Source organism: Methylorubrum podarium, assembly GCF_040270385.1.
GTDB lineage: Bacteria > Pseudomonadota > Alphaproteobacteria > Rhizobiales > Beijerinckiaceae > Methylobacterium > Methylobacterium podarium.
Genome location: NZ_JBELQE010000057.1, coordinates 12,862 through 35,277, shown reverse-complemented (window position 1 = coordinate 35,277; position 22,416 = coordinate 12,862). Strand labels below are relative to the sequence as shown.

Below are 22,416 nucleotides of genomic sequence, written 5' to 3'. Positions count from 1 at the left end.
AAGGGGGAGGAGAGAGGCGGCGGCCGAAGCGATCAGGCGGAAACCGTCCTAGTCGATGTCCGCGACCTCTTCGCCGCCGCCGAAGACGCGCTGTGCCAGCGAGGCTTCCATGAACGGGTCGAGGTCGCCGTCGAGCACCTCGTCCGGATCGGTCGATTGCGTGCCGGTGCGCAGGTCCTTCACGAGCTGATACGGCTGAAGCACGTAGCTCCGGATCTGGTGACCCCAGCCGATATCCGTCTTGGCGGCGGCCTCGGCGTTGGCTTTCTCCTCGCGCTTCTTCAGCTCCAGCTCGTAGAGGCGGGCGCGCAGCATGTTCCAGGCGGTCGCCCGGTTCTTGTGCTGCGAGCGCTCCTGCTGGCAGGCCACGACGATGCCGGTCGGATTGTGCGTGATGCGCACCGCCGAATCGGTCGTGTTGACGTGCTGGCCGCCCGCGCCCGACGACCGGTAGGTGTCGATGCGGCAGTCGGATTCCTTGATCTCGATCTCGATCCGGTCGTCGATCACCGGATAGACCCAGACGCTGGCGAAGCTTGTGTGCCGCCGCGCGTTCGAATCGTAGGGCGAGATCCGCACCAGCCGGTGCACCCCGGACTCGGTCTTGAGCCAGCCATAGGCGTTGTGGCCCTTGATCAGAAGCGTCGCGCCCTTGATCCCGGCCTCTTCGCCGTCGGTCATCTCGACGATCTCGACCTTGAACTTCCGGCGCTCGGCCCAGCGGGCATACATGCGCTGGAGCATATTGGCCCAGTCCTGGCTCTCGGTGCCGCCGGCGCCCGCATGGACTTCGAGATAGGTGTCGAAGCCGTCGGCCTCGCCCGAGAGCAGGGTCTCGACCTGCCGGCTCGCGGCCTCCTTCTCGACCGCCTTGATCGCATTCTCGCCCTCGGTGATGGAGGCTTGGTCGCCCTCCATCTCGCCGAGTTCGATCAGCGTCGCGGCGTCCTCGAGATCCTGCTCGAGCTTCTTGATCGCAGTGACGGCCTCGTCGAGCTCCTGGCGCTCGCGCATGACCTTCTGCGCCGCCTCCGGATCGTTCCAGAGGTCGGGGTTCTCGGACGCGGCGTTCAGCTCCGCGAGGCGTTTATCGACGGTGTCCCAGTCAAAGATGCCTCCTCAGCAGTCCTATAGACTGCTTGGCGGCATCCGAGGCCTGCTCGATCTCGGCGCGCATCTGGTGTGAAACTCGACTATCAGTGTGGCCGGGGGTGATACCGGGCGCCCTCTGCGCTGTAAACCGCCGATCCGCGATGCCCGACGCTCCATCCCGCCGCCTTCACCTCTTCGTCGCCGTCCTGATCGTGATCGCGGCGGGCGTCGGCGTGCGTTTTCTGCCGCTCGGCCTGCCGAGGGAGGTCGTCAAATACGCGGGTTCGGTGATGTGGGGCGCGATGGTCTACGGGCTCGTCGCCTTCGTCCGGCCCGCTGCCCGACCCATCCGGCTCGCCGCCGTGGCGCTGGCCGTCGCGGTGCTGGTCGAGCTGTTCCGGCTCGTCCATACGCCGGGACTCGATGCATTTCGGCTGACGCTTGCGGGCCAGTTGCTGCTCGGGCGTATCTTCTCGGTCTGGAACGTGCTGGCCTACGCCATCGGCATCGGGCTGGCGGCGGCGCTCGACGCAGGGACGCGGCCACCGACCGGTCGGCGGCGAAGCATCGCCGACGCCCTGGACTCGCCCGGCGCTGCGGACATCGCCTTCGAGCCAACTCGAGGGAATATCAAGATCCGACCCGCTGATTTCTCGTGATCTGAGGTCGGTCGTGATCCGCGATCTGGCGGCTTTGAACCGGCTGGCGTAGCTCAGCCCCCCGACAGCGCCCGCACCACCGCCCGGTTCGGCGCGATGTAGCGCTGGAAATAGGTCTTGCCGCGCGCCTGGGCTTCCTGGATCTGCGCGCGGTCGAGCATGCTCGCCGCCTGGATCGCGTTGGCCATGGCGGATTCGTCCATGATCGAGGCGTGGGTGGCCGGATAGATCCAGGCCATGCCCTCGACGGGATCGCGCGGCACGCCCTTTCCCTCGATGTAGAGGATGCCGAGTTCGTTGCCGGCCTTGTAGTGGCCGCCCTTGGCCGCGCGCTCGTACCAGCGCGCCGCTTGCGCCGGGTCGGCGCCGACGCCCTGCCCCTTGCGATAGGCCTGTCCGAGGTTGAAGGCGGCGAGCACGCTGCCGCCCTCCGCCGCCTGCCGGTAGAAGTCGAGGGCGCGCGCCGGGTCGGCCGGCACGGCACGGCCTTCGGCATAGGCGACGCCGAGATTGTAGAGGGCTTGGCTGTCACCCTTCGCCGCCCCGGCCTCGAAGGCGCGCATCGCCGCCGGGTAGTCGCCGCGCGCGTAGGCCTTGATGCCCTGCGCCACCTGCGCCGAGGCCGAACTCCCGAACAGGGCGGCGAGGATGCCGAGGATGCCTGCCAACGCCTTCACCCTCGCCATGCCGCCCCGTCTCCTCGTCACGCCGCTGCGGCCTTGCGGTTCTCCAGGAACGCCGCGTGCTCGGCCACCAGCGCGCCGCTCAGCGCCTTCTCGATCAGCGCGCGGGTGCCCGCCACACCGTAGAGCGCGATGAACGAGCCGAAGCGCGGCCCCTGCGCCTCGCCGAACAGGACGTTGTAGATCGAGGCGAACCACGTCTTCGAGACGCCGGGCCGCCCGTCCGGGCTCTTGGCCTTGCCCGAGAGGTCGGGGAAGTGGCGCCGGCCGACCTCGTAGACGACCGCCTGCAAGCCTTCCGGATCGGTCGAGCCCTCGTGCGCGGCGAGCGTCTCGGACAGGTCGCGGAGCGCCGCGGCCTCCTCCTCGGTCGGGGCGCGGTACTGCTTCTGCGGCCGCACGAAGTCCCGGTAATAGGCGAGCGCCCGCGTCACGAGGCCGGCGAGCTTCGGATGCGTCTCCGGCCCGACATTCGGCGCGTAGCGGCGGATGAAGCCCCACAGCACCGCCTCGTCCTCGGCATTGGCCACCGCCACGAGGTTCAGGAGCATGCCGAACGACAGGGTCGTGCCGGCCTCGTCGATGGTCTCGACGGCCGGCGGATCGCCCGCGTGCAGGTGCCAGACCGGGTTGCCGAGCCGGTGCTTCGCCTCCTGACTACCGAAACGGCCCAGGAAATTGTCGTACTCGTCGACGTGGCGCGGGATCACGTCGAAGAACAGGCGCTTGGCCTCGCGCGGCTTGTTGTACATGAACAAGGCGAGCGACTCGGGCGTGGCGTAGGTGAGCCACTCGTCGATGGTCAGGCCGTTGCCCTTCGACTTCGAGATTTTTTGGCCCTTCTCGTCGAGGAAGAGTTCGTAGTTGAACCCTTCCGGCGGTTCGGCCCCCAGCGCGCGGGCGATCTGGCCCGAGAGCTTGACCGAGTCGATCAGGTCCTTGCCGGCCATCTCGTAATCGACGCCGAGGGCGACCCAGCGCATCGCCCAGTCCGGCTTCCACTGCAGCTTGGCGTGGCCGCCGGTCACCGGCGTCTCGTAGCGCTCGTTCGTCACCGGATCCCGCCAGACGATGGTGCCGGCGCCCGGACGCACCTCGTCGATCGACACCTGCATCACGTGGCCGGTGACGGGGTGGATCGGCAGGAACGGCGAGTAGCTCGCCGAGCGCTCGGCCCGCAGCGAGGGCAGCATGATCGCCATCACCGCGTCGTAGCGATCGAGCACGAGGCGCAGCGCGTCGTCGAAGACGCCCGAGGTGTAGCACGCGGTGGCCGAGCGGAACTCGTAGTCGAAGCCGAAGGCGTCGAGGAAGCGGCGCAGCTCGGCGTTGTTGTGATGGCCGAAGCTCTCATGCGTGCCGAACGGGTCGGGCACCTTGGTCAGCGGCAGGTTGAGCGCCTCGCGAAGCCGCTCGCGGTTCGGCACGTTGTCCGGCACCTTGCGCAGCCCGTCCATGTCGTCCGAGAAGGCGATCAGCCGGGTCGGCACCGCGTCCTTCGTCAGAACGCGGAAGGCGTGGCGCACCATCGAGGTGCGGGCGACCTCGCCGAAGGTGCCGATATGCGGCAGTCCCGAGGGGCCGTAGCCGGTCTCGAACAGAACCTCGCTCTTCGGCGTCTTCTCCAACCGCGCCACGAGCTTGCGCGCCTCCTCGAAGGGCCAGGCGGCGGCGGAGGCGGCAGCCTCCAGGATATCGGGGTCGAGACGGAGGGGCGCGGACATCGAAGGAGCTTTTCGGGGTTCAGGACGGGCGCCGCGCCGGCCGATCGGGCCGGGGCGCGAGAGGGGGCAACCTATGGAGCGGGGGAGCCGTGGTCAACGCGAGACCGGCTACCCCCGCCCGAGCAGCATCAGCCAGCCGATGGTGGTCGCGGTCGCCGCCAGCGTCGAGACGAGCACGGCGGCCGCCACCAGCCCCTGCTCGCTCTTGTAGCGCATGGAGAGGAGATAGGCGTTGATGCCCACCGGCATCGCCGCGAACAGCACCGCGACGCCGGCATAGGCCGGCGGCATGGTGAAGACGTGGAAGGCCAGCAGGTAGACCGCGAGCGGGTGCAGCCCGACCTTCAGGGCCGCCACGATGCTGGCGCCCGGCAGATCGTGGAGCACCTTGTAGCGGGTCAGCCCGGCGCCCAGCGCGATCAGGGCGCAGGTCGAGGCGGTGCCGCCGAGCGCTTCGATCAGCGCCTTGGGAATGCCGGTGAACGAGAGTCCCGCGGCCTTCATCGCCATGCCGACCACGAGGGCCAGGAAGATCGGGTTCTTGGCCAGCACGAGGCAGAGCGTCGTCAGCCGGTGGTGCAGGGGCCGGCTGCCCTCCGACTCGATCAGGAAGGTGGCCGCGCCCATCATCAGCGGCAGGTGGACGGCGAGCAGCATGAAGAGCGGGAAGGCTCCGGCCTCGCCATAGGCCTGGAGAATCATCGGCACGCCGACGAAGACGGTGTTGGACTGGCTCGCGGCGAAGCCGTGCAGCACCGCGCCGCGCCGGTCCACGCCCTCGGTGCGGCGCCCGATCAGCGAGCCGGCGGCCCAGGCGATCGCGACGCCGCCGAAATAGCTCGCCCAGTAGCCCCAGGCGATCTCACCCGACAGGCCCGGCCGCGTCAGCGTCGAGACGATCAGCGCCGGCACCGCCAGCGCGAAGACGTATTCCGACAGGCCGTCGCCGACCCGCTCGGAGATGATCTTGGTGAGCGAGGCGAGCCAGCCGATCAGGACCAGGCCGAAGATCGGGATGATGAGGGTGAGCGCCGTCATCGGACGCGGATGCCTTGTCGAACGGAAAAGGCCACCGGGCGCGATCCGCGCATCCGGTGGCCTTCCGATTCAATTTGAGAAGACGTTCGGGCCGGGAGGCGGCCCGAGCCCCTTACGCGGCGGCGGGCGCCGCGGTCTCGGCGAGCTTCTTCTCGATGTCGCGCTTCAGCAGACGGGCGGTCTGCGACAGCTCGATCTCGCGCGCCTTGATGAGGAAGGCGTCGAGGCCGCCGCGGTGCTCGACCGAGCGGAGCGCGTGGGCGGTCACGCGCAGGCGGACGCGGCGGTTGAGGGCATCCGACTGCAGCGTGACGTTGCAGAGGTTCGGCAGGAACCGGCACTTGGTCTTCCGGTTCGAGTGGCTCACGAGGTGACCGACCTGGACGGCCTTGCCCGTGAGTTCGCAGCGACGCGACATCGTTACAGTCCTGTCAACGTTAGGCCGGGTCTCGGCGCTGAAGCGTTTCGGCAATGCCACACGGCTCTCGCGCCGAGGGCGTCGAACCCTCGCGACAATCGATACCGGCGGAGTCCTATGGGAGTGGCGAGCCTATAGGGGAGACGCGCCGGATTCGTCAAGGTCGCAGGGCAACAAGTTCCGTGGGACGAGCCCCGGACTTACTGGACCGCCGTCCGCGCCAGCTGCCGCCCCGGCGTCGGTCCGGCGGCCTGCGCCGTCTTCGGAGCGCTCCGCTTGGCGGCCATGGCGCGCAGCTCCCGCACGTTGGCGGCCGCCTCCGCCGGGCCGAGATCCTGGGCCAGCACCTGCTCCGCCTCGTCGTAACGGCCCTTGAGGCCGAGCACCAGGGCGAGGTTCTGGCGCACCCGGGCATCCGCCTTCGGCTGGGCGACGGCGAGGCGCAGGGTCGTCTCGGCCTCGTCGAGATGGCGGGAGAGGGCGTAGGAGAGACCGAGATTCGACAGGATCCGCGGCTCGTTCGGCGCGATTTTCAGCGCGGCGTCGTAGAGGCTCTGGGCGCGGGCGTGGTCGCCGGTCTCGTCGGCCACCATCCCCTGCGCGGAGAGCACGCGCCAATCGGGCTGGGCCGGGCTGTGGGCGTTCTGGAGGACGTCGTTGGCCTCCTGGTAGCGGCCGGCATCGGCGAGGCTCTTGCCGTAGGCGGCGAGCACCGACCTGTCCTTCGGGTTGCGCAGGGCCAGTTGCTGCAGCACCGCCACCGCCTGGGACTTCTGGTCGGTCGCCCGGAGCGCCGCGGCGTAGCGCATGGCGGTGCGCGCATCGCTCGGGTCGGCGTTGTAGCGGTCCGCCAGGGCGGCGATCTCGGCGCGGGGCGAGCGCTCGGACCCGATCTTGGCGAACGGGTTGAGGCTCCCGATCGAGCCCGTCGTCTCCGGCGAGCGGGTCTGGCAGCCGGCGAGCCCGAGGCCGAGCAGGGCCAGGGCGAGCATGCGGCGCGTCCGGACCGTTCCAGGCTGGCGCGGGGCCCTGCCGCAGATGCCGGTCATGTCGTCGTCTCCCCGAATGTCACGGCCGGCGCTTGCGCCGCACCGATGCCGGGGTGATAGAGCGTTAACCCTAATGGCCGGTTAAGCTTATTTTCCATGACTTCGGACCAGACGCCGCACGGACCCTCCCTCGTCGACGAAGCCGCAGGGGCGGTCCCGATCCGCTGCGTGACGGCGGAAGCGTGGCCTGCGGTCGAGGCCGGCATGCCGCCGCTCCAGCGCAGCTTCGCCGCCGCCACCGGCTTCGCCCCGAAGGCGGGCCGCGTCGCGCTCCTGCCGGGCGAGGACGGGGGGCTCGGCCTCGTTCTGCTCGGTCTCGGCGAGGCCGGGGAAGGACATCGCGACCGGTTTCTCGCCGGCAAGCTGCCGGGCGCCCTGCCCGCCGGCCACTACCGTCTGGAGCCCTGCGAGGCGCTCGATGCGGCCGAGGCGGCGCTGGCATGGCTGCTCGGCAGCTACCGGTTCGAGCGCTACCGCAAGCCGGGCGAGCCGCGCCCGCGCCTCGTCGCGCCGGAGGGCGTCGATGCGGCGGCGGTCGGGCGGATCGCGCGCGCGGTCGCGGCCGGGCGGGACCTCGTCAACACGCCCGCCAACGATCTCGGACCGGCCGAGGTCGAGGCGGCCATGCGCGCCCTGGGCGAGCGGTTCGGCGCGGCGGTGGCCGTCACCCTGGGCGAGGATCTCGCGAGGGACTTTCCGCTCGTCCACGCGGTGGGCGCCGCCTCGCCGCGGGCGCCCCGGCTCATCGACCTGACCTGGGGTGACGCCGACGCGCCGCGTGTGACGCTCGTCGGCAAAGGCGTGGTGTTCGACACCGGCGGACTCGACATCAAGCCCGCCTCCAACATGCTCCTGATGAAGAAGGACATGGGCGGCGCCGCCGCGGCCCTCGCCGCCGCCGAAATGATCATGGGCGCCGGCCTGCCCGTGCGCCTGCGGCTGATCGTGCCGAGCGTCGAGAACGCCATCGCCGGCGACGCCTTCCGTCCCGGCGACGTGATCCGCTCCCGCGCCGGCCTCACCGTCGAGATCGGCAATACCGACGCGGAGGGCCGCCTGATCCTCGCCGACGCGCTGGCACTCGCCGATGCCGAGGAGCCGGAGCTCATCCTCGATTTCGCGACCCTGACCGGCGCCGCCCGCGTGGCGCTCGGCCCCGATCTGCCGGCCTTCTTCACCGAGGACGAGGGGCTGGCGGGCGCGGTCGCCGAGGCGGGCGATCGCGTCAACGATCCGGTCTGGCGCCTGCCCCTGCACCCGCCTTACGCGAGCCTGCTCGATTCGAAGATCGCCGACCTCAACAACGCGCCCGGCGGCGGCTTCGCCGGGGCGATCACCGCCGCCCTGTTCCTGCGCCGGTTCGTGCGCCGGACGCGGGCACACGTGCATTTCGACCTCTACGGCTGGAATCCCTCGACCAAGCCCGGCCGGCCGGAGGGCGGCGAGGTGCAGACCGCCCGCCTCGCCTACGCCCTCGTGGCCGAACGCTACCCGCGCAAAGGCTGACGACGTGCGCCGGGCGGCCTCAGCGCCGTCCGGTCGGACGCTCCGGCGACTGGCGCTCCTGGATCCGCGCCACGCTCGGCGGAAGTCCCGCGTCCGGTCTCGCGGGGGCCGATGCCTCGGATGTCGAGGGATCGCGGGCGCCGCCGCGCTCGAACGCCCAGCCCGCATTCACGCCGGCGTAGAAGCCGGTGAAATCCTCCGCCCCGGCCGGCGCCGTGCACAGCAGGAGCAGGCCGAGCGCGCTCACGGTTCGACGCATCGCGGGTCCGATCCTGATATCCGCGGACCGACGAGGGTGCCCGCGGCCAGCGCGCCAAACGAAAACGGCGGCCGTGAGGCCGCCGCTTCCGTCATTCCGTCACGCGTCGATCAGTAATCGACGCTGATGCTCGATGCCTCGCGGCCCTTCTGGCCCTCGACCACGCCGAGGGTGACCTGCTGGCCCTCGGCCAGGGAGTCGAGGCCGGCGCGGGAGAGCGCCGAGCGGTGGACGAACACGTCCTTGCCGCCGTCGTTCACCGACACGAAGCCGAAGCCCTTGGCCGGGTCGTACCACTTCACGGTGCCGGTCATCTCGACCGACGGGCCGGAGGCGAAGCGCCCGCCGCCGCCGCCACCGCCGAAGCGATCACGGCCGCCGCCGCCGAAGCGGTCACCGCCGCCGCCGAAGCGATCGCCGCCGCCACCGCCGAAGCGGTCGCCGCCGCCGCCGAAGCGCGGGCCCTCGCGCCGGGGCGGAGCCGCCTCGGCCGTGGAGGTGTCGACGCTGGTCACCGCGGTGACCTGCGGGCCCTTCTGGCCCTGAGCGGTCTGGACCGTCAGGCGCGTGCCGGGCAGGAGATCGTCGTGACCGGCGGCCTCGACCGCGCGGATGTGGAGGAAGGCGTCGCCGGAGCCGTCGCCCAGCTCCACGAAGCCGAAGCCCTTCTCCTTGTTGAACCACTTGACCGTCGCATCACGCTCCGGCCCCGTCGGGGCAGCGGGAGCGCGCGCCGGGCCGCGGTCGAAGCCACCGCCGCCACCGCCGCCGTAGCCGCCACCGAAGCGATTGCCACCGCCGCCGCCGCCGCCGAAGCGGTCACCACCGCTGGGGGGCAGTTCGTCCGGCCAACGCGGCTCGGCACCACCCTCGTCGAAGCCGCGCTTCTGCGGCCCCCTGAAATCACGACCACGTCCCATTGAAAGCTCGCAAAAACCGTCCGCCCGCCAAGTCTCGAATACCGCGTGCGCGCTATCTCGAGACAGCCGACGCGCCGCACTATCATCCCCCCGGCTGCGGCTACCGGGAGCGATGCCTCAGGTCTGACGCAATCCCGGCCATACCGCAAGGATCTTCTAACCGATCCGTGCTTCGGGCTCCGCATTTTCGCGGTGAAACTGCTTAAGTACCCCCTTTGGGACCGCACGGCCATCGATCCGGCTTGCACGCCAGGGGCGTAGATCAGAACGATTCTCGCCCGTGATTCCCGCAGGCCGGCGACGCTTTAGGGAAACGCAAACCGAACCGGCTCTAAGACTCGTCGTGAAACGCTCCGGATCTGCACCGGGCGCCGGCCGCCGATGATCGCAACTCCGACCTTCCCGGACCTCTCCGCCCTCGTCGTGGACGAGAGCCTCTACATCCGCCGCATCGTGCGCGACATGCTGATGCGCGTCGGTATCAAGCGCGTGCTGGAGGCGCCCGACGGCGCGGAGGCGCTCGGCGTGCTCGCCGAGAGCAAGCCGGACCTCACCATCATCGACTGGGATCTGGCGATCCTGTCCGGCGAGGAGTTCATCCGCCTCGCCCGGACCCCCGCCACCTCGCCCTCGCCGACGGTGCCGATCATCCTGATGCTGGCCCAGCCGCGCCGCAACGTCGTCGATCGGGCGATCGCGCTGGGCGTCAACGAGATCATCGCCAAGCCGTTCTCGCCCAAGACGCTGTGGTCGCGCCTCGACGAGGTGATCAACCGACCGCGGCCGTTCTCGCAGGTGAAGAGCCTGCTGCGCCCGCTTCCCCGGGCCAACGGCCTCTCGAAGATGGGCGCCATCTGAGCGGACCGGAGGCCGGTTCACTTCCGGCGCAGGCGCCGCCGATGCACGATGCCGATCCGGTCCGCCGGGGGAGTCTCGATATCGAAGCCGGAGAGCTCGCCGATGCCGCCGGCTTCGTCGAGTCCGCGCTCGGTCACCGCGATCCGGAAGCGGTCCTCGGCCGGCGTCACCGTGTAGAGGTAGTAGGAGGCGCGCCGGTTGGTGAGCAGCGTGCGCGCCGAGGCCGAGGGCGCGCCCACCACCGGCACCGGCCGCCCGTCCGGCCCGGCGATCTGCGCCACGGTGCCGACATGGTTGTGCCCGTGCAGGATCAGATCGGCTCCGGCCCGGCCGATCATCGCCGCGAAGGCCGCGGCATCCTTCAGCTCGCGCCCCGAGGCCGCTCCGCCCGGATGGGGCGGGTGGTGGATCATCACCACCCGGCAGGGCCGGTCCGGCGCCGTCGCGAGGTCACGCAGCACGCGCTCGGCCGCCTCGATCTGCGACGGGCCGAGGCGCCCGCTCGCCACGAAGGGCTTGGTCGGGATCGCCGAGGACAGCCCGACGAGGGCGAGCGGCCCGCGCCGCCGCAGATAGGGGAAGAGGCGGGTCTGCCCGTCATCGGCCTCGGTCCAGCCGCCGCAGGCACCGAGCAGCCCCTCCAGCGAGCCGCGGACATAGGCGTCGTGGTTGCCCGGCACGAAGCTGACCCGGTCGGACGGTCCCAGCGCCTCCAGGAAGAGCCGGGCGCTCTCCCACTCGTCCGGGAGTCCGAGATTGCACAGGTCGCCGGTGCAGGCGACGTGGTCGGCGCCCTGGTCGTGCAGGTCGGCGACGAGGGCGCCGAGCAGGTCCATGTCGTGGTGGCGCCCGCGGCCCCGGCGCCAGTTCACGTAGCCGGTCGCCCGCTTGCTGAGAAGCTGGCGCAGGCGCGGCCGCGGCAGCGGTCCGACATGCGGGTCGGTGAGGTGGGCGAGACGGAACATGCGCTGCCCCGCATCGCGGCAATGCGCGCCGACGTCAATATCGTGCACCTCGCCGCGTCGTGGGGTGTGCAATGCGGGGGCTGATGATATAACGAAAGTTAAGTCTGCGGCCGGCTCCGTTGCGTCCGCCGCACGGTCGGGGCTAGACACCCGCCGGTCCGGTCGCCGCGGCACGAGAGGCGGACCGGTCGGGAATCGCGCGAAGCGGGACGGAGCGGTCCGAACCCATGGGCCTGATCAAGACCATCGGCCGCAAGCCCGGTGTCCAGCGGGTGCTCGCTGCCGCCGCGTACGGCTATCTCCGGCTCGTCCGGCGCACCAACCGCTTCACCGTGGAACCGGCGGATGCCGATGCACGCCTTGATTCGTACGGCCCCTTCATCGCGGCGATGTGGCACGGCCAGCACATCATGATCTCGTTCATGCGCCGCCCGCATGACCGGATCGCCACGATCATCTCGCGCTCCCCCGACGGCAATATCAACACCATGGCCCTGACGCGGATGGGCGTGCGGGTGATGCGCGCCTCCGGCGCCCGCGGGCGCGTGGTCAAGGACGCGCGCGCCAAGGGCGGTGCCGAGGGCCTGCGGGCCATGGTCAAGGCGCTGAAAGGCGGCGAGACCGTCGCCTTCTCGGCCGACGTGCCGAAGGTCTCCCGCGTGTGCGATGCCGGGATCATCATGCTGGCGCGCTTCTCCGGCTGCCCGATCGTGCCGGTGGCGGTGGTCACGAGCCGGCACATCCGGTTCAATTCCTGGGATCGGGCCTGCCTCGGGCTGCCGTTCGGCCGCGGCGCCATGGTGTTCGGCGAGCCGACCTACGTCCCCCGCGAGGTCTCGCCCGAAGAGGTCGATGCCCTGCGGCAGCGGGTGCAGGCCGAGCTGAACCGCGTCCACGACCGCGCCTACACCCTCGTCGGGCGGCTCGACCGTGTCGGCGGCCTCGCCGCCGCCCCCGCCTCGCAGGGCGTCGCCGCGTGAGGGTGCCGAAGCTTCCCGTGGCGCTGCGCGCCTACCGCTACGGCCTCTATCTCGGCGAACCCGCCGTGGCGGGCTTGCTGGCCTGGCGCTCGCGCCGGGGCAAGGAGGATCCGGGCCGGCTTCCGGAACGGCGCGGCCTGCCCGGCCGGGCGCGGCCGGTGGGCCATCTCGTCTGGATGCACGGAGCGAGCATCGGCGAGGCGCTCTCCCTCGTCGGGTTGATCGAGGGGATGATCGCCCGCGGCTGCTCGGTCCTCGTCACCACCGGCACCCGCAGCGCGGCCGACCTTCTGAGCAAGCGCCTGCCGGCCGGCGCCGTGCACCAGTACATGCCGCTCGACGCGCCGCGCTGGATCGAGCGTTTCCTCGCCCACTGGCGGCCGGATCTGGCCATCGTCGCCGAATCGGAGATCTGGCCCAACACCATCATCTCGCTCCACCGGCGGGGCATCCCGCTTATCCTTGTCAACGGAAGGATGTCGGAGCGCTCGTTCAAGGCCTGGACGCGTTCGCCCGACACCGCCCGGGCGCTGCTGGCGCGGATCGCCGTCTGCCTCGTGCAGACGCGGGAGGACGGGGAGCGGTTCGCCCGGCTCGGCGCGCCGCGGATCAACGTCGTCGGCAATCTCAAATACGATTCGGCGGTTCCGCCGGCCGATTCTCAGCAGCTCGCCTATCTCGGCGACATGATCGGCGACCGGCCGGTCTGGGTCGCGGCCAGCACGCATCCCGGCGAGGACGAGATGATCGCTCGCGTCCATGCCGGCCTGAAGGAGCGCCTTCCGCGCCTGCTGACGGTGATCGTCCCGCGCCATCCGCGCCGGGGCGAGGAGGTCGCCCGGATCGCCGCCGATGCCGGCCTGCGGGTGAGCCGGCGGGCCAAGGGCGGGCGCCCGCTGCCCTCCATCGACCTGTACGTCGCCGACACCCTGGGCGAACTCGGGCTGTTCTACCGGCTCTGCCCGCTCGTCTTCCTCGGCGGCTCGCTGGTGCCGCACGGGGGCCAGAACCCGATCGAGCCGGTTCGCCTGGACAGCGCGATCCTGCACGGACCCCACATCCACAACTTCCACGAGCCCTACGGCGCGCTCGATCAGGGCGACGGCGCCCGCAGGGTCGCCGACGAGGCGGAGCTGCTGACCGCCGTCGGCGCGCTGGTCGCCGACCGGCACGCGCTGGCGGCGATGTGGGCCAAGGGTCAGGCCGCGCTCCTGCCCTTCGAGGGCGCGGTGGCCCGCACCTTCGCGGTGCTCGAACCCTACGTCGCGCAGATGAAGCTCACCGCCCGCGAGCGGGCCTGAGGCCGCCATGCGCCCGCCCGGCTTCTGGTCTCGGCCGCCGACCCACCCCCTCACCCGTCTGCTCGCGCCCGCCGGCTGGTTCTACGGCGGGCTGACCGCCGACCGGATGGACCGCACCGGCGCGGCCCCGCCCTGCCCGGTCCTGTGCGTCGGCAACTTCACCCTCGGCGGAGCCGGCAAGACGCCGACGGCGCTGGCGCTCGCCCGAACCCTGCGCGAGATCGGCCGAACCCCCGCCTTCCTCAGCCGCGGCTATGGCGGGCGCCTCGCCGGGCCGCTGGTCGTCGATCCCGCGCGGCATGGTCCGGCGGAGGTCGGCGACGAACCGCTGCTGCTGGCCCGGGCCGGGACCACAATCGTCGCCCGCGACCGCCCGGCCGGCGCCCGTCTCTGTGCCGAGGCCGGCGCCGACGTCATCGTCATGGATGACGGCCTGCAGAATCCGAGCCTCGCCAAGACGCTCTCGCTCGCGGTGGTCGATGGCGGCGCCGGAATCGGCAACGGCCTGCCCTTCCCCGCCGGGCCGCTGCGGGCGCCGCTCGCCCGACAATGGCCGCACGTCGCCGGCCTCGTGCTGGTCGGCGAGGGCGCGCCCGGCGCCGCGATGGCGAGGGAGGCGGAAGGACGGGGCCTGCCGGTCCATCGCGCCCGCTTCGTTCCCGAGGACGGCCCGGACTGGGCCGGCCGCCGCGTCGTCGCCTTCGCCGGGATCGGACGTCCGCAGAAATTCTTCGAGACGCTGCGGGGCCTGGGCGCCGAGATCGTCGCGGAACGGGCCTTCCCCGATCATCACCCCTTCACGCCGAAAGAGCTCTCGGCGCTGTCGGCGCTGGCCGCACGCGAGGGCGCAAGCCTTGTGACGACGGAGAAGGATGCCGTGCGCCTGCCGACCGATTCACGGGCCGCGGTCGGCGTGCTGCGGGTCGTCCTGTCCTTCGCCGACGAGGCGTCGCTGCGTCGCCAGCTGGAAGCGGCGTTCCCGCCCGCCTGACGCGCCGTCAGCGCGCCGTGCCGATCTCCTTGAGGCGCTGCATCGCCGCCTCGGGGGTGGCGTAGGCTTCCTGGCGATCGACGTTCCAGTAGCGCAGGGCGTCGAGCAGGATCGGCTCGCCGGTCACGGCGCAGCGCACGTAGGTCCCGGGCTTGACCACCCGCATGGTGCCGTCGCCGAACTCGACCTTGGCTTCGCCGCTGGCCGATCCCCGATCGTAGCGTCCGAGCATTGTATGGCCTCCCGGTGCCGCGCCCGCGCGCGCTCGACTTGCCTTCTCTCGATCTGCCTTAGAAGCCGGGCGCCGCTCTGTCGATGGCCCGCCCCTCGACAGGGCCCTGCCGCCGGGCCAAACGAAACCCTGCGCTTCACGTCGCTCCGGGAATGTCCGTGACCGAGCCTGATCTCGATGCCCTGTTAGAGGCCGCCGCCGCGGTGCGCGGGCGAGCCCACGCGCCCTATTCGGGCTTTCCCGTCGGTGCCGCGCTGCTGGACGAGACCGGGCAGATCCATGCCGGCTGCAACGTCGAGAACGCCGCCTACCCGGTCGGCACCTGTGCCGAGGCCGGGGCCATCGCCGCGATGATCGCGTCCGGCGGCCGGCGGATCCGCGCCATCCTCGTGCTGGCCGACAGTCCCGACCCGGTCACCCCCTGCGGCGCCTGCCGCCAGCGCATCCGCGAATTCGCCGGCCCCGATGCGCCGATCCTCTCGGCCGGTCCCGGCGGCCTGCGGGCGCGCTTCACCCTCGAACAGCTTCTGCCGGCTTCCTTCGGCCCGGAGCATCTCGTCCATGGCGCCTGACGACGCGGCGGTCGCTCATCTGCGGGCGGAGGGCTTCGCCGGCCCCTACGCCCTGGCAATCGTGACCGGGACCGGCCTCGGCGCCCTGGTCGAGGCGGTGGAGGATCGCCGCAGCCTCGCCTACGCGGCGATCCCCGGCTTTCCCGCCCCCGGCGTCAGCGGCCATGGCGGGCGGCTGCATCGCGGCCGCCTTGCCGGGCGGCCGGTGCTCGTCTTCGAGGGCCGGGCCCACGCCTACGAGACCGGCGATGCCGCCGCCATGCGCGTGCCGCTCGCAGCCGCGCGGGCGCTGGGCGCCGAGAGGCTCCTGCTCACCAACGCCGCCGGATCCCTGCGGCCGGAGATCGGCCCCGGCCGCCTCGTGGTGCTGGCCGACCACATCAATCTGTCCGGCCTCAACCCGCTGATCGGCGAGACCAGCGACGCCCGCTTCGTGCCGATGACGGGCGCCTACGATTCCGCCCTGCGCGCCGATCTGAGCGCGGCGGCCGACGCGATCGCGCTGCCGCTGTCGACGGGCGTCTACGCGTGGTTCTCCGGCCCGAGCTTCGAGACCCCCGCCGAGGTGCGCATGGCCGGCATCCTCGGCGCGGACCTCGTCGGCATGTCCACCGTGCCCGAGACGATTTTGGCCCGCTTCCTCGGCCTGCCCGTGGCCGCAATCTCGGTGGTGACCAACCTCGCGGCGGGGATCGCGGGCGGCGATCCGCACCATGCCGAGACCAAGGCCGTCGCGGCCGGGGCCGGGGCGGATCTCGCCCGGCTCGCCGCCGCTTTCGTCGGCCGCCTGCCCGAAGTGTAAGGAACGCGGATGACCGCGCCAGCCCCCCTCCCCCCGAAGGATGCGGCCCGCTTGGCGCGGCGCGCCCTGCCCTTGCTCGACCTCACCGATCTGAGCGAGACCTCCAGCGCCGCCGCCGTCGAGGCGCTCTGCGAGGCGGCCCGCGCGAGCGGCGTCGCCGCGATCTGCGTCTGGCCGGACTTCGTCGCGGGCTCCGCGCGGACGCTCCGGGGCAGCGGCGTCCGGGTCGCCACCGTGATCAACTTTCCCGAGGGCGGCGAGGACGCGGCGCGCGCGGTCGCCGAGACCCGTGCCACCCTGGCCGACGGCGCCGACGAGATCGATCTCGTCCTGCCCTATCGCGCGCTGATGCGCGGCGACGCGGAGGGGGCCCGCGGGATGGTCGCCGCCGTGCGCGCTGCCTGCCCCGACCGGCTCCTCAAGGTCATCCTGGAGACCGGCGAGCTCGGGGAGCCGGATCTGATCGCGCGGGCGAGTCGCCTGTCGCTCGAGGCCGGTGCCGACTTCATCAAGACGTCCACCGGCAAGACCCCGGTCTCCGCCACCTTGCCCGCCGCCGAGATCATGCTGGAGGCGATCCGCGCGCGCGGCGGCCGGCCGGCGGGGCTCAAGGTCTCGGGCGGCCTGCGCCGGATCGAGGATGCGAGCGCCTACCTCGCGCTCGCCGACCGGGTCATGGGGCCGGATTGGGTGAGCCCAACGACCTTCCGCATCGGCGCGAGCGCATTGCACGCCGAACTCGTCCGCGCCCTGGAGGCCGCCCGATGAGGCTCCCCCAGGAGATCATCCGCGACAAGCGCGACGGGCGCGCCCTGTCGGAGGCCGACATCGCCGGCTTCATCGAGGGGCTGACGCGGGATCAGGTCACCGAGGGACAGGCCGCGGCCTTCGCCATGGCGGTGTTCTTCCGCGGCCTGTCGCTCGACGAGCGCGTGGCGCTGACCCAGGCCATGACCCGTTCGGGCAGGGTGCTCGACTGGGATCTGCCCGGCCCCGTCCTCGACAAGCACTCCACCGGCGGCGTCGGCGACACCGTGAGCCTGCCGCTCGCCGCGATGGTCGCGGCCTGCGGCGGCTACGTGCCGATGATCTCGGGGCGCGGCCTCGGCCATACCGGCGGCACGCTGGACAAGCTCGCGAGCATCCCCGGCTACGACGTGGCGCCGGGCCTCGACCGCTTCCGCCAGGTCACGGCCGAGATCGGCTGCGCCATCATCGGCCAGACCGCCGACCTCGCGCCCGCCGACCGGCGCCTCTACGCCATCCGCGACGTGACCGGGACGGTGGAGTCGCTCGATCTGATCACCGCCTCGATCCTCTCGAAAAAGCTCGCGGCGGGGCTTCAAGGCCTCGTCATGGACGTGAAGACCGGCTCCGGCGCCTTTATGGCGGGTCGGGCGGAGGCGCGGGCGCTCGCCGAGAGCATCGTCACCGTCGCCAACGCCGCCGGGCTGCGCACCCGTGCCCTGGTCACCGACATGGACGCGCCGCTGGCCTCCTGCGCCGGCAACGCGGTCGAGGTCGCCTACGCCGTCGATTACCTCACCGGTCGCGCCCGCGAGCCGCGCTTTCACGCGGTGACCCTGACGCTCGCCGCCGAGATGCTGGTGATCGGCGGCCTTGCCGCGGACGTGGCGGAGGCGGAAGGGTGCCTGACGGCCTCGCTCGACTCGGGCCGCGCCTGCGAGACCTTTTCGCGGATGGTGGCGGCGCTCGGCGGCCCCGCCGATCTCGTGGAGGCGGCGGACCGGCACCTGCCGAGGGCGCCGGTCGTGCGGCCGGTGACGGCGGAGAGGGCCGGCATCGTCGAGGACGTGGAGACCCGCGCCATCGGCCTCGCCGTGATCGGTCTCGGCGGCGGCCGGACCCGACCGCAGGACGCGATCGACGGACGCGTCGGCTTCACCGGTCTCGCGCGGCCCGGCGACCGGGTCGAGCCGGGTGATCCTCTCGGCACGGTCCACGCGGCGGACGAGGCCGCTGCCGAGCGGGCGGCGACCGCGTTGCGGGCGGCCTACCGGATCGGGACGGTGAGTACGCCGCCGCGCGAGGCGGTGATGGAGCGGCTTGGCTGAGCGAGGCGCGCTCCGCGATCGCCGGCGACCGTCGCCATCGACCGGCGTGACGGCCGGCCCGCCTATGGCCGAGCGGGGGCCGGCACGGTCCGGGATCGGAGATGGGCCTGCTTCGGCAGGGCGGTGGCTCTCCAGACGACGTCGCCGTCCACCGCGTAAGGACGGCATTGCCGGCTGTAGCGTTGGCAGATGGCGAGCGCCCTCGCGAGCGGATCGAAGCCGCCGTTCGCGGAGGCCAGGACGCCGCCCGGCGCGAGCACGGCGGCCCGCGGGAAGGGCCGTGAGAGGAAGGCGCGGTAGGCCTCCCGACCCTGCTCCGACAGGTACGGCACCGCCGCGACATCATCGACGGCGGCGAACTGCGTGCGCCGCGGCTGCGAGGACGGCATGTATTGCGGGTAGAGCACCCGCGTCGGGAGCCCCAGGCGTGACAGGAAGCCGTCGAGCCTCGGGCTGACCACGGCGATGCCCTGCGGGTAGGACAGGAGCTTGTGAGAGTTCGACATGAAGGTGCCGAACGGAACCAGCTCGGCCGGCCCGCCCTCGGCCCGGTAGGCGGCGTACATGGCCTGCCACGTCGCGCGCGGGAACAGCCGGTCGTTGTCGCCGTAGAGCCAGAGGGAGGGTATCCGCGTCGCCCTGCCGAAATCCCTGGCGCCGCTCACCAGGGCCGCGTCGCTGGCCGAACAATTCGAGGTGCGCACGCCGCCATAGAAATTGACCAGGCCGGCGACGTGAGGGTCGTTCAGGGCCCCGACGGCGAGCGTGTTCCATCCGCCGAAACTTCCGCCGGCCACGAGAACGCGCTGGCCGCTGATCTGCGGCTGTTGCTCCAGCTGTGCGATCACGGCGGCGATGTCCCGGGCGTCCTGCCGTCCGAGGCTCTCCATGTCGCAGCCGGAGACCTGGATCCGTCCGCCCGATCCGCCGTAGCCGCGGAGCAGAGGATGGGCGACGGCGTAGCCGCGAGCCAGGAAGTAGTAGGTGCCGTAATGGGTCCCGACGTTATGCATGTCCTGGTCGGCGCCCCGTCCATCCGAGCCGTGGTTCCAGACGACGAGGGGAAACGGCCCGGCTCCGGGCGGCAGGAACAGGCGGACCTTCAGGTTGACGGGGCGAGCAGGGTCGCCGCGAAGGACGAGCATCCGCGTCTCGGCCGGAGGCAGCATCGACGACGAAGAATCGGGACCTGCGGCTCCTGCCGGAACGGGCAGGAGGCAGGAAAGGGCGAGCCAGACAGCGGAAGCGCGCATGGGGGCGACTCGGCCAGTAACATATGATGTTTTCTAATATAGATAGCGCGTGTGCGCTAGAGGCTTCGCAGAAACCTCATTCGGATATAGAAAATCGATTGAATGGGTAGCGCAATCAGTATATTTGTGCAGTCTTCAAGGTTATCGATAATTGCACGCGGCAACCGACTGAAACAAAACAAATTTGTTAAGGTTTGTCCCGATTTACACTTAGAGACAAGCTTATCGATAGCAGTCTCATAAACAAAAATCCCCGCCAGCGCTTTAGATGCACTGGCGGGGATCGTTCAGATCTGAAAACTACCAGTGATGGTGGTGCCGGTGACGCCAGCCGTGGTGATGCCCCCAGTGGCGGTGATGGTGGCCCCAGTGGCGCCGATGATGGCCCCAGTGCCCGTGATGGTGGTGGCGGTGACCCCAGTGGCGGGGGTGATGGCGATGGCCGAAATGATGGTGCTGCCACTGCACCGTCTCGACCGACGCCTCGGAAGCGAGCGCCGTCGCCGGGGCCGGCGCGAGCGGGGCGGCGTTGGCGGAACTGCCGCCGAACAGGCCGCCGGCCATCAACGCGAGTGCGGCGAGGGCGAAGCGGGAGCGACGCGTTGAGGATTCCGACATCGTGGTGACCTCCGTTCATCGGGCCGTCCTGACGGCCTTGAGAGCGAAGCTAGAAGCCACCGGCTGAACGCGTTCTGAGCGGAATCCGTACAATGGGAAACAAGAATGCCCGCGACCGCAGAGCATGGAGAAGATTAGGGTTTCAACCTTCCCGCAAAGAATGGTCACGGGCCTAGCAAGGCCTGACCACGTCCGGAAAGTCGGACAACTTTGCTGAGTGGGTCTCGCTTCTCGATCTTCGCGATGACGACGTGCGGCGTGCCCCGACGCGATCGATCGGAGCCGGGATCAGACGGCGCCGGCCTTCGGCTCGGGACGCCGGTACACCCAGACGCGCGCCGGGGGCAGGTTCAGCCAGACCTTGTTGGAGCGGCTCGCCGTGTAGCTGCCCGCCTCGCACTTGGCCGGGATCGGCGGCACCACCGCGTAGGTGAACTGCACGAAGGGCGCGCCCGGATGCATCAGGTCGTGGGCGCCTTGGAGGAGGTCGAGGCGCTGCTCCAGCGGCTTGGTGAAGAGCGGCAGGCTCGAGATCGTCGCGGCGCAGAGGCTGCCGAGCCGGTCGCGGAGCGTCTCGCGGATCCGGTAGGCGTCGCCGCAGATCACGGTCACGCCGGGGAAGCGGCGGCGCAGCAGCGTGCAGAAATCGGGGTTGAACTCGACGAGGACGAGCCGCTCCTGATCGAAGCCGCGGCGGATCAGGGCCTCGGTGACGGGGCCGGTGCCCGGCCCGAGCTCGATCACCGGGCCGGCGACGCTCGGGTCGGCATAGGCGGCCATGGTGCGCGCGAGCATCTTGCCCGACGGCGTGACCGCGCCGGTGACCAGCGGGCGCTCGAACCAGGAGCGCAGGAAGCGCGCCTCGTCCTCCAGCGGATCCTTGCGCTCTCGAAGGACGCGGGTGGCGGCGACGGCTCTGGCACTGGAACGGCGAAGCGGCGGCACGTCCGAAGGTCCTCGGCTCATCATGGATCGAACAGGCTAGACGATGAAAACCCGCGGGCAGTCAAGCTGTGCGGCTCGGCGTCGAGCGCATGACCGCAGCGATGAGCCGCCGTCATAACCGGCCGAAGCGCGGGTTTGATCCCGTGGCGCGGAGCGATCACGCGCGCGTCGAGCCGCTCACGAAGAAGTCGCGCACCTTCGAGAAGAAGCCGGCGCTCTCCGGGTGGTTCTCGTCCGAGGCGCTCTGGTCGAACTCCTGCAGCAGCTCGCGCTGGCGCTTGGTGAGGTTCTGCGGCGTCTCCACCGAGACCTGGATGTAGAGGTCACCCACCTCGCGCGAGCGCAGCACCGGCATGCCCTTGCCCTTGATGCGGAACTGCTTGGCTGTCTGCGTGCCGGCCGGGATGCGGACCTGCGTCTGCGAGCCGTCGATCACCGGCACGGTGATCTCGCCCGAGAGCGCCGCGGTCACCATCGAGATCGGCACGCGGCAGAACAGGTCGGCCCCGTCGCGCTGAAAGAACGGGTGCGGCTTGATCGAGAGGAAGACGTAGAGGTCGCCCGCCGGTCCGCCGCGCAGGCCGCTCTCGCCCTCGCCCGCGAGCCGGATCCGCAGGCCGTCATCGACGCCCGCCGGCACGTTGATCGAGAGCGTCCGCTCGCGGTTGACGCGGCCGGCGCCGGAGCAGGACGGGCAGGGATCGTCCACCACCTCGCCCCGGCCGTGGCAATTCGGGCAGGTCCGCTCGATGGCGAAGAACCCCTGGGCCGCCCGCACCCGGCCGTAGCCGCCGCAGGTCGAGCAGGTCCGCGGCTTCGATCCGGCCTTGGCGCCCGTCCCCGAGCAGGTCTCGCAGGCGATGGAGGTCGGGATGCGGATGGTCTCGGTCTTGCCGGCGAACGCCTCTTCGAGGCTGATTTCGAGGTTGTAGCGCAGGTCCGCCCCGCGCTCGCGGCCGGGCGCGCCGCCGCGTCCCCGCCCGCCGCCCGGCGCGCCGCGGCCATCCCCGAAGAAGTTCTCGAAGATGTCCGACATGAAGTCGCCGAACTCGTTGCCGAAGCCGGGGCCGCCCGCGCCGCCCTGGCTGAAGGCGGCGTGACCGAAGCGGTCGTAGGCCGCCCGCTTCTGGCCGTCGGCGAGGCACTGATAGGCCTCGTTGACTTCCTTGAACTTGATCTCGGCTTCCTTGTCGCCGGGATTGCGGTCCGGGTGATGCACCATGGCCAGCTTGCGGAAGGCGACCTTCAGCTCGCTCTCCGAGGCCGTCTTCGCGACGCCCAAGACCTCGTAATAGTCCCGCTTCGACATTCCCGGCCCCTGGAGCCTCTCGTTCGCGCCGGCCGCCGGCTCGCTTGCCGGATTTCGGCCGCGCCGCGATCCGCCTCCCGACTCGGACGGGACTGGACGGATCGACCTTCACGGAGATCGGACGCTCGACAAGGTTGATCCCCGAGCCTTGCCCGAGGATCAAGCCG

24 protein-coding genes are annotated in these 22,416 nt (G+C 71.1%); 10 read left to right on the top strand and 14 right to left on the bottom strand.

Annotation, left to right across the window (positions count from 1 at the left end; all coding sequences use genetic code 11):
- Window positions 1-48 precede the first annotated feature (48 nt).
- Window positions 49-1,177 (bottom strand): peptide chain release factor 2 gene (gene prfB, locus ABS772_RS09755; RefSeq protein WP_096485929.1). Its coding sequence is split into 2 segments (ribosomal slippage): window positions 49-1,107 and window positions 1,109-1,177, totalling 1,128 coding nucleotides; the frame shifts between segments, so codons are not numbered across the junction.
- Window positions 1,178-1,304: 127 nt separating this feature from the next.
- Between prfB and ABS772_RS09750 the strand changes: the two genes are divergently transcribed.
- A complete protein-coding gene (locus ABS772_RS09750) occupies window positions 1,305-1,751 on the top strand; it encodes a ribosomal maturation YjgA family protein (protein ID WP_350394084.1) in 447 nt (148 codons plus the stop codon).
- A 53-nt stretch (window positions 1,752-1,804) separates the two neighbouring features.
- Here the strand turns inward: ABS772_RS09750 and ABS772_RS09745 are convergent, their stop codons facing one another.
- From ABS772_RS09745 to ABS772_RS09725, 5 genes are all read right to left on the bottom strand, one after another.
- The gene (locus ABS772_RS09745; protein ID WP_350394082.1) at window positions 1,805-2,437 is read right to left on the bottom strand and encodes a tetratricopeptide repeat protein; all 633 of its coding nucleotides are present in this window, start codon (window positions 2,435-2,437) and stop codon (window positions 1,805-1,807) included.
- Between the two features lie 17 nt (window positions 2,438-2,454).
- Window positions 2,455-4,158, bottom strand: coding sequence for a lysine--tRNA ligase (locus ABS772_RS09740; protein ID WP_350394081.1), 1,704 nt, complete (start codon window positions 4,156-4,158; stop codon window positions 2,455-2,457).
- 108 nt (window positions 4,159-4,266) lie between these two features.
- The gene (locus ABS772_RS09735; protein WP_350394080.1) at window positions 4,267-5,196 is read right to left on the bottom strand and encodes an AEC family transporter; all 930 of its coding nucleotides are present in this window, start codon (window positions 5,194-5,196) and stop codon (window positions 4,267-4,269) included.
- A 112-nt stretch (window positions 5,197-5,308) separates the two neighbouring features.
- The gene (rpmB, locus tag ABS772_RS09730) at window positions 5,309-5,614 is read right to left on the bottom strand and encodes a 50S ribosomal protein L28 (RefSeq protein WP_017486232.1); all 306 of its coding nucleotides are present in this window, start codon (window positions 5,612-5,614) and stop codon (window positions 5,309-5,311) included.
- A gap of 200 nt (window positions 5,615-5,814) precedes the next feature.
- The gene (locus tag ABS772_RS09725; RefSeq protein WP_350394078.1) at window positions 5,815-6,663 is read right to left on the bottom strand and encodes a tetratricopeptide repeat protein; all 849 of its coding nucleotides are present in this window, start codon (window positions 6,661-6,663) and stop codon (window positions 5,815-5,817) included.
- A gap of 96 nt (window positions 6,664-6,759) precedes the next feature.
- Between ABS772_RS09725 and ABS772_RS09720 the strand changes: the two genes are divergently transcribed.
- Window positions 6,760-8,169, top strand: coding sequence for a leucyl aminopeptidase family protein (locus tag ABS772_RS09720; RefSeq protein WP_350394077.1), 1,410 nt, complete (start codon window positions 6,760-6,762; stop codon window positions 8,167-8,169).
- A gap of 19 nt (window positions 8,170-8,188) precedes the next feature.
- On the opposite strand, the gene ABS772_RS09715 is transcribed toward ABS772_RS09720, so the two are convergent.
- Window positions 8,189-8,428 carry a hypothetical protein gene (locus tag ABS772_RS09715; RefSeq protein ID WP_350394075.1) on the bottom strand — a complete coding sequence of 80 codons (240 nt, stop codon included), beginning with the start codon at window positions 8,426-8,428 and terminating at the stop codon, window positions 8,189-8,191.
- 110 nt (window positions 8,429-8,538) lie between these two features.
- Window positions 8,539-9,348 carry a cold-shock protein gene (locus tag ABS772_RS09710; protein ID WP_350394074.1) on the bottom strand — a complete coding sequence of 270 codons (810 nt, stop codon included), beginning with the start codon at window positions 9,346-9,348 and terminating at the stop codon, window positions 8,539-8,541.
- Window positions 9,349-9,729: 381 nt separating this feature from the next.
- Here ABS772_RS09710 and ABS772_RS09705 point away from each other — a divergent pair, with 381 nt between their 5' ends.
- Window positions 9,730-10,206 carry a response regulator gene (locus tag ABS772_RS09705; RefSeq protein ID WP_096485920.1) on the top strand — a complete coding sequence of 159 codons (477 nt, stop codon included), beginning with the start codon at window positions 9,730-9,732 and terminating at the stop codon, window positions 10,204-10,206.
- Window positions 10,207-10,223: 17 nt separating this feature from the next.
- On the opposite strand, the gene ABS772_RS09700 is transcribed toward ABS772_RS09705, so the two are convergent.
- A complete protein-coding gene (locus ABS772_RS09700) occupies window positions 10,224-11,171 on the bottom strand; it encodes a metallophosphoesterase family protein (RefSeq protein ID WP_350394145.1) in 948 nt (315 codons plus the stop codon).
- Window positions 11,172-11,398: 227 nt separating this feature from the next.
- Here ABS772_RS09700 and ABS772_RS09695 point away from each other — a divergent pair, with 227 nt between their 5' ends.
- From ABS772_RS09695 to lpxK, 3 genes are read left to right on the top strand one after another with little or no spacing between them, the layout of a single operon-like run.
- On the top strand, window positions 11,399-12,151 hold the full coding sequence (locus tag ABS772_RS09695; protein ID WP_350394072.1) for a lysophospholipid acyltransferase family protein: 753 nt from the start codon (window positions 11,399-11,401) through the stop codon (window positions 12,149-12,151).
- Window positions 12,148-13,452, top strand: a complete 1,305-nt coding sequence (locus ABS772_RS09690; protein WP_350394071.1) for a 3-deoxy-D-manno-octulosonic acid transferase — start codon at window positions 12,148-12,150, stop codon at window positions 13,450-13,452. The genes ABS772_RS09695 and ABS772_RS09690 overlap by 4 nt, the downstream gene beginning before the upstream one ends.
- Window positions 13,453-13,459: 7 nt before the next feature.
- Window positions 13,460-14,443 (top strand): tetraacyldisaccharide 4'-kinase, encoded by a 984-nt coding sequence (gene lpxK, locus ABS772_RS09685; protein ID WP_350394069.1) that lies wholly within the window; start codon window positions 13,460-13,462, stop codon window positions 14,441-14,443.
- A gap of 7 nt (window positions 14,444-14,450) precedes the next feature.
- Here the strand turns inward: lpxK and ABS772_RS09680 are convergent, their stop codons facing one another.
- On the bottom strand, window positions 14,451-14,675 hold the full coding sequence (locus tag ABS772_RS09680) for a DUF2093 domain-containing protein (RefSeq protein ID WP_350394067.1): 225 nt from the start codon (window positions 14,673-14,675) through the stop codon (window positions 14,451-14,453).
- 158 nt (window positions 14,676-14,833) lie between these two features.
- Here ABS772_RS09680 and ABS772_RS09675 point away from each other — a divergent pair, with 158 nt between their 5' ends.
- From ABS772_RS09675 to deoA, 4 genes are read left to right on the top strand one after another with little or no spacing between them, the layout of a single operon-like run.
- A complete protein-coding gene (locus tag ABS772_RS09675; RefSeq protein WP_350394065.1) occupies window positions 14,834-15,247 on the top strand; it encodes a cytidine deaminase in 414 nt (137 codons plus the stop codon).
- A complete protein-coding gene (locus tag ABS772_RS09670; protein WP_350394063.1) occupies window positions 15,237-16,049 on the top strand; it encodes a purine-nucleoside phosphorylase in 813 nt (270 codons plus the stop codon). The genes ABS772_RS09675 and ABS772_RS09670 overlap by 11 nt, the downstream gene beginning before the upstream one ends.
- Before the next feature lie 9 nt (window positions 16,050-16,058).
- Window positions 16,059-16,817, top strand: a complete 759-nt coding sequence (gene deoC, locus ABS772_RS09665) for a deoxyribose-phosphate aldolase (RefSeq protein WP_350394062.1) — start codon at window positions 16,059-16,061, stop codon at window positions 16,815-16,817.
- Window positions 16,814-18,124, top strand: a complete 1,311-nt coding sequence (gene deoA, locus ABS772_RS09660) for a thymidine phosphorylase (RefSeq protein ID WP_350394060.1) — start codon at window positions 16,814-16,816, stop codon at window positions 18,122-18,124. Before deoC ends, deoA begins: the two co-directional genes overlap by 4 nt.
- 62 nt (window positions 18,125-18,186) lie before the next feature.
- Here deoA and ABS772_RS09655 read toward each other — a convergent pair whose 3' ends face one another.
- From ABS772_RS09655 to dnaJ, 4 genes are all read right to left on the bottom strand, one after another.
- On the bottom strand, window positions 18,187-19,269 hold the full coding sequence (locus ABS772_RS09655) for an alpha/beta hydrolase family protein (protein WP_350394058.1): 1,083 nt from the start codon (window positions 19,267-19,269) through the stop codon (window positions 18,187-18,189).
- Window positions 19,270-19,677: 408 nt separating this feature from the next.
- Window positions 19,678-19,995 (bottom strand): hypothetical protein, encoded by a 318-nt coding sequence (locus ABS772_RS09650; RefSeq protein WP_350394056.1) that lies wholly within the window; start codon window positions 19,993-19,995, stop codon window positions 19,678-19,680.
- A 288-nt stretch (window positions 19,996-20,283) separates the two neighbouring features.
- Window positions 20,284-20,940, bottom strand: a complete 657-nt coding sequence (locus ABS772_RS09645; protein ID WP_238254847.1) for a class I SAM-dependent methyltransferase — start codon at window positions 20,938-20,940, stop codon at window positions 20,284-20,286.
- Between the two features lie 157 nt (window positions 20,941-21,097).
- Window positions 21,098-22,249, bottom strand: a complete 1,152-nt coding sequence (dnaJ, locus tag ABS772_RS09640; RefSeq protein ID WP_350394054.1) for a molecular chaperone DnaJ — start codon at window positions 22,247-22,249, stop codon at window positions 21,098-21,100.
- Window positions 22,250-22,416: the final 167 nt, after the last annotated feature.

Bases quoted from the DNA above. Each gene is read 5' to 3' on its own strand.
- ABS772_RS09720 (WP_350394077.1), top strand. From the start codon at position 6,760: ATGACTTCGGACCAGACGCCGCACGGACCCTCCCTCGTCGACGAAGCC.
- ABS772_RS09705 (WP_096485920.1), top strand. From the start codon at position 9,730: ATGATCGCAACTCCGACCTTCCCGGACCTCTCCGCCCTCGTCGTGGAC.
- ABS772_RS09740 (WP_350394081.1), bottom strand. From the start codon at position 4,158: ATGTCCGCGCCCCTCCGTCTCGACCCCGATATCCTGGAGGCTGCCGCC.
- ABS772_RS09650 (WP_350394056.1), bottom strand. From the start codon at position 19,995: ATGTCGGAATCCTCAACGCGTCGCTCCCGCTTCGCCCTCGCCGCACTC.
- rpmB (WP_017486232.1), bottom strand. From the start codon at position 5,614: ATGTCGCGTCGCTGCGAACTCACGGGCAAGGCCGTCCAGGTCGGTCAC.
- lpxK (WP_350394069.1), top strand. From the start codon at position 13,460: ATGCGCCCGCCCGGCTTCTGGTCTCGGCCGCCGACCCACCCCCTCACC.
- ABS772_RS09680 (WP_350394067.1), bottom strand. From the start codon at position 14,675: ATGCTCGGACGCTACGATCGGGGATCGGCCAGCGGCGAAGCCAAGGTC.
- dnaJ (WP_350394054.1), bottom strand. From the start codon at position 22,249: ATGTCGAAGCGGGACTATTACGAGGTCTTGGGCGTCGCGAAGACGGCC.
- deoC (WP_350394062.1), top strand. From the start codon at position 16,059: ATGACCGCGCCAGCCCCCCTCCCCCCGAAGGATGCGGCCCGCTTGGCG.
- ABS772_RS09710 (WP_350394074.1), bottom strand. From the start codon at position 9,348: ATGGGACGTGGTCGTGATTTCAGGGGGCCGCAGAAGCGCGGCTTCGAC.
- ABS772_RS09735 (WP_350394080.1), bottom strand. From the start codon at position 5,196: ATGACGGCGCTCACCCTCATCATCCCGATCTTCGGCCTGGTCCTGATC.
- ABS772_RS09670 (WP_350394063.1), top strand. From the start codon at position 15,237: ATGGCGCCTGACGACGCGGCGGTCGCTCATCTGCGGGCGGAGGGCTTC.
- ABS772_RS09655 (WP_350394058.1), bottom strand. From the start codon at position 19,269: ATGCTCGTCCTTCGCGGCGACCCTGCTCGCCCCGTCAACCTGAAGGTC.
- deoA (WP_350394060.1), top strand. From the start codon at position 16,814: ATGAGGCTCCCCCAGGAGATCATCCGCGACAAGCGCGACGGGCGCGCC.
- ABS772_RS09715 (WP_350394075.1), bottom strand. From the start codon at position 8,428: ATGCGTCGAACCGTGAGCGCGCTCGGCCTGCTCCTGCTGTGCACGGCG.
- ABS772_RS09725 (WP_350394078.1), bottom strand. From the start codon at position 6,663: ATGACCGGCATCTGCGGCAGGGCCCCGCGCCAGCCTGGAACGGTCCGG.
- ABS772_RS09745 (WP_350394082.1), bottom strand. From the start codon at position 2,437: ATGGCGAGGGTGAAGGCGTTGGCAGGCATCCTCGGCATCCTCGCCGCC.
- ABS772_RS09700 (WP_350394145.1), bottom strand. From the start codon at position 11,171: ATGTTCCGTCTCGCCCACCTCACCGACCCGCATGTCGGACCGCTGCCG.
- ABS772_RS09695 (WP_350394072.1), top strand. From the start codon at position 11,399: ATGGGCCTGATCAAGACCATCGGCCGCAAGCCCGGTGTCCAGCGGGTG.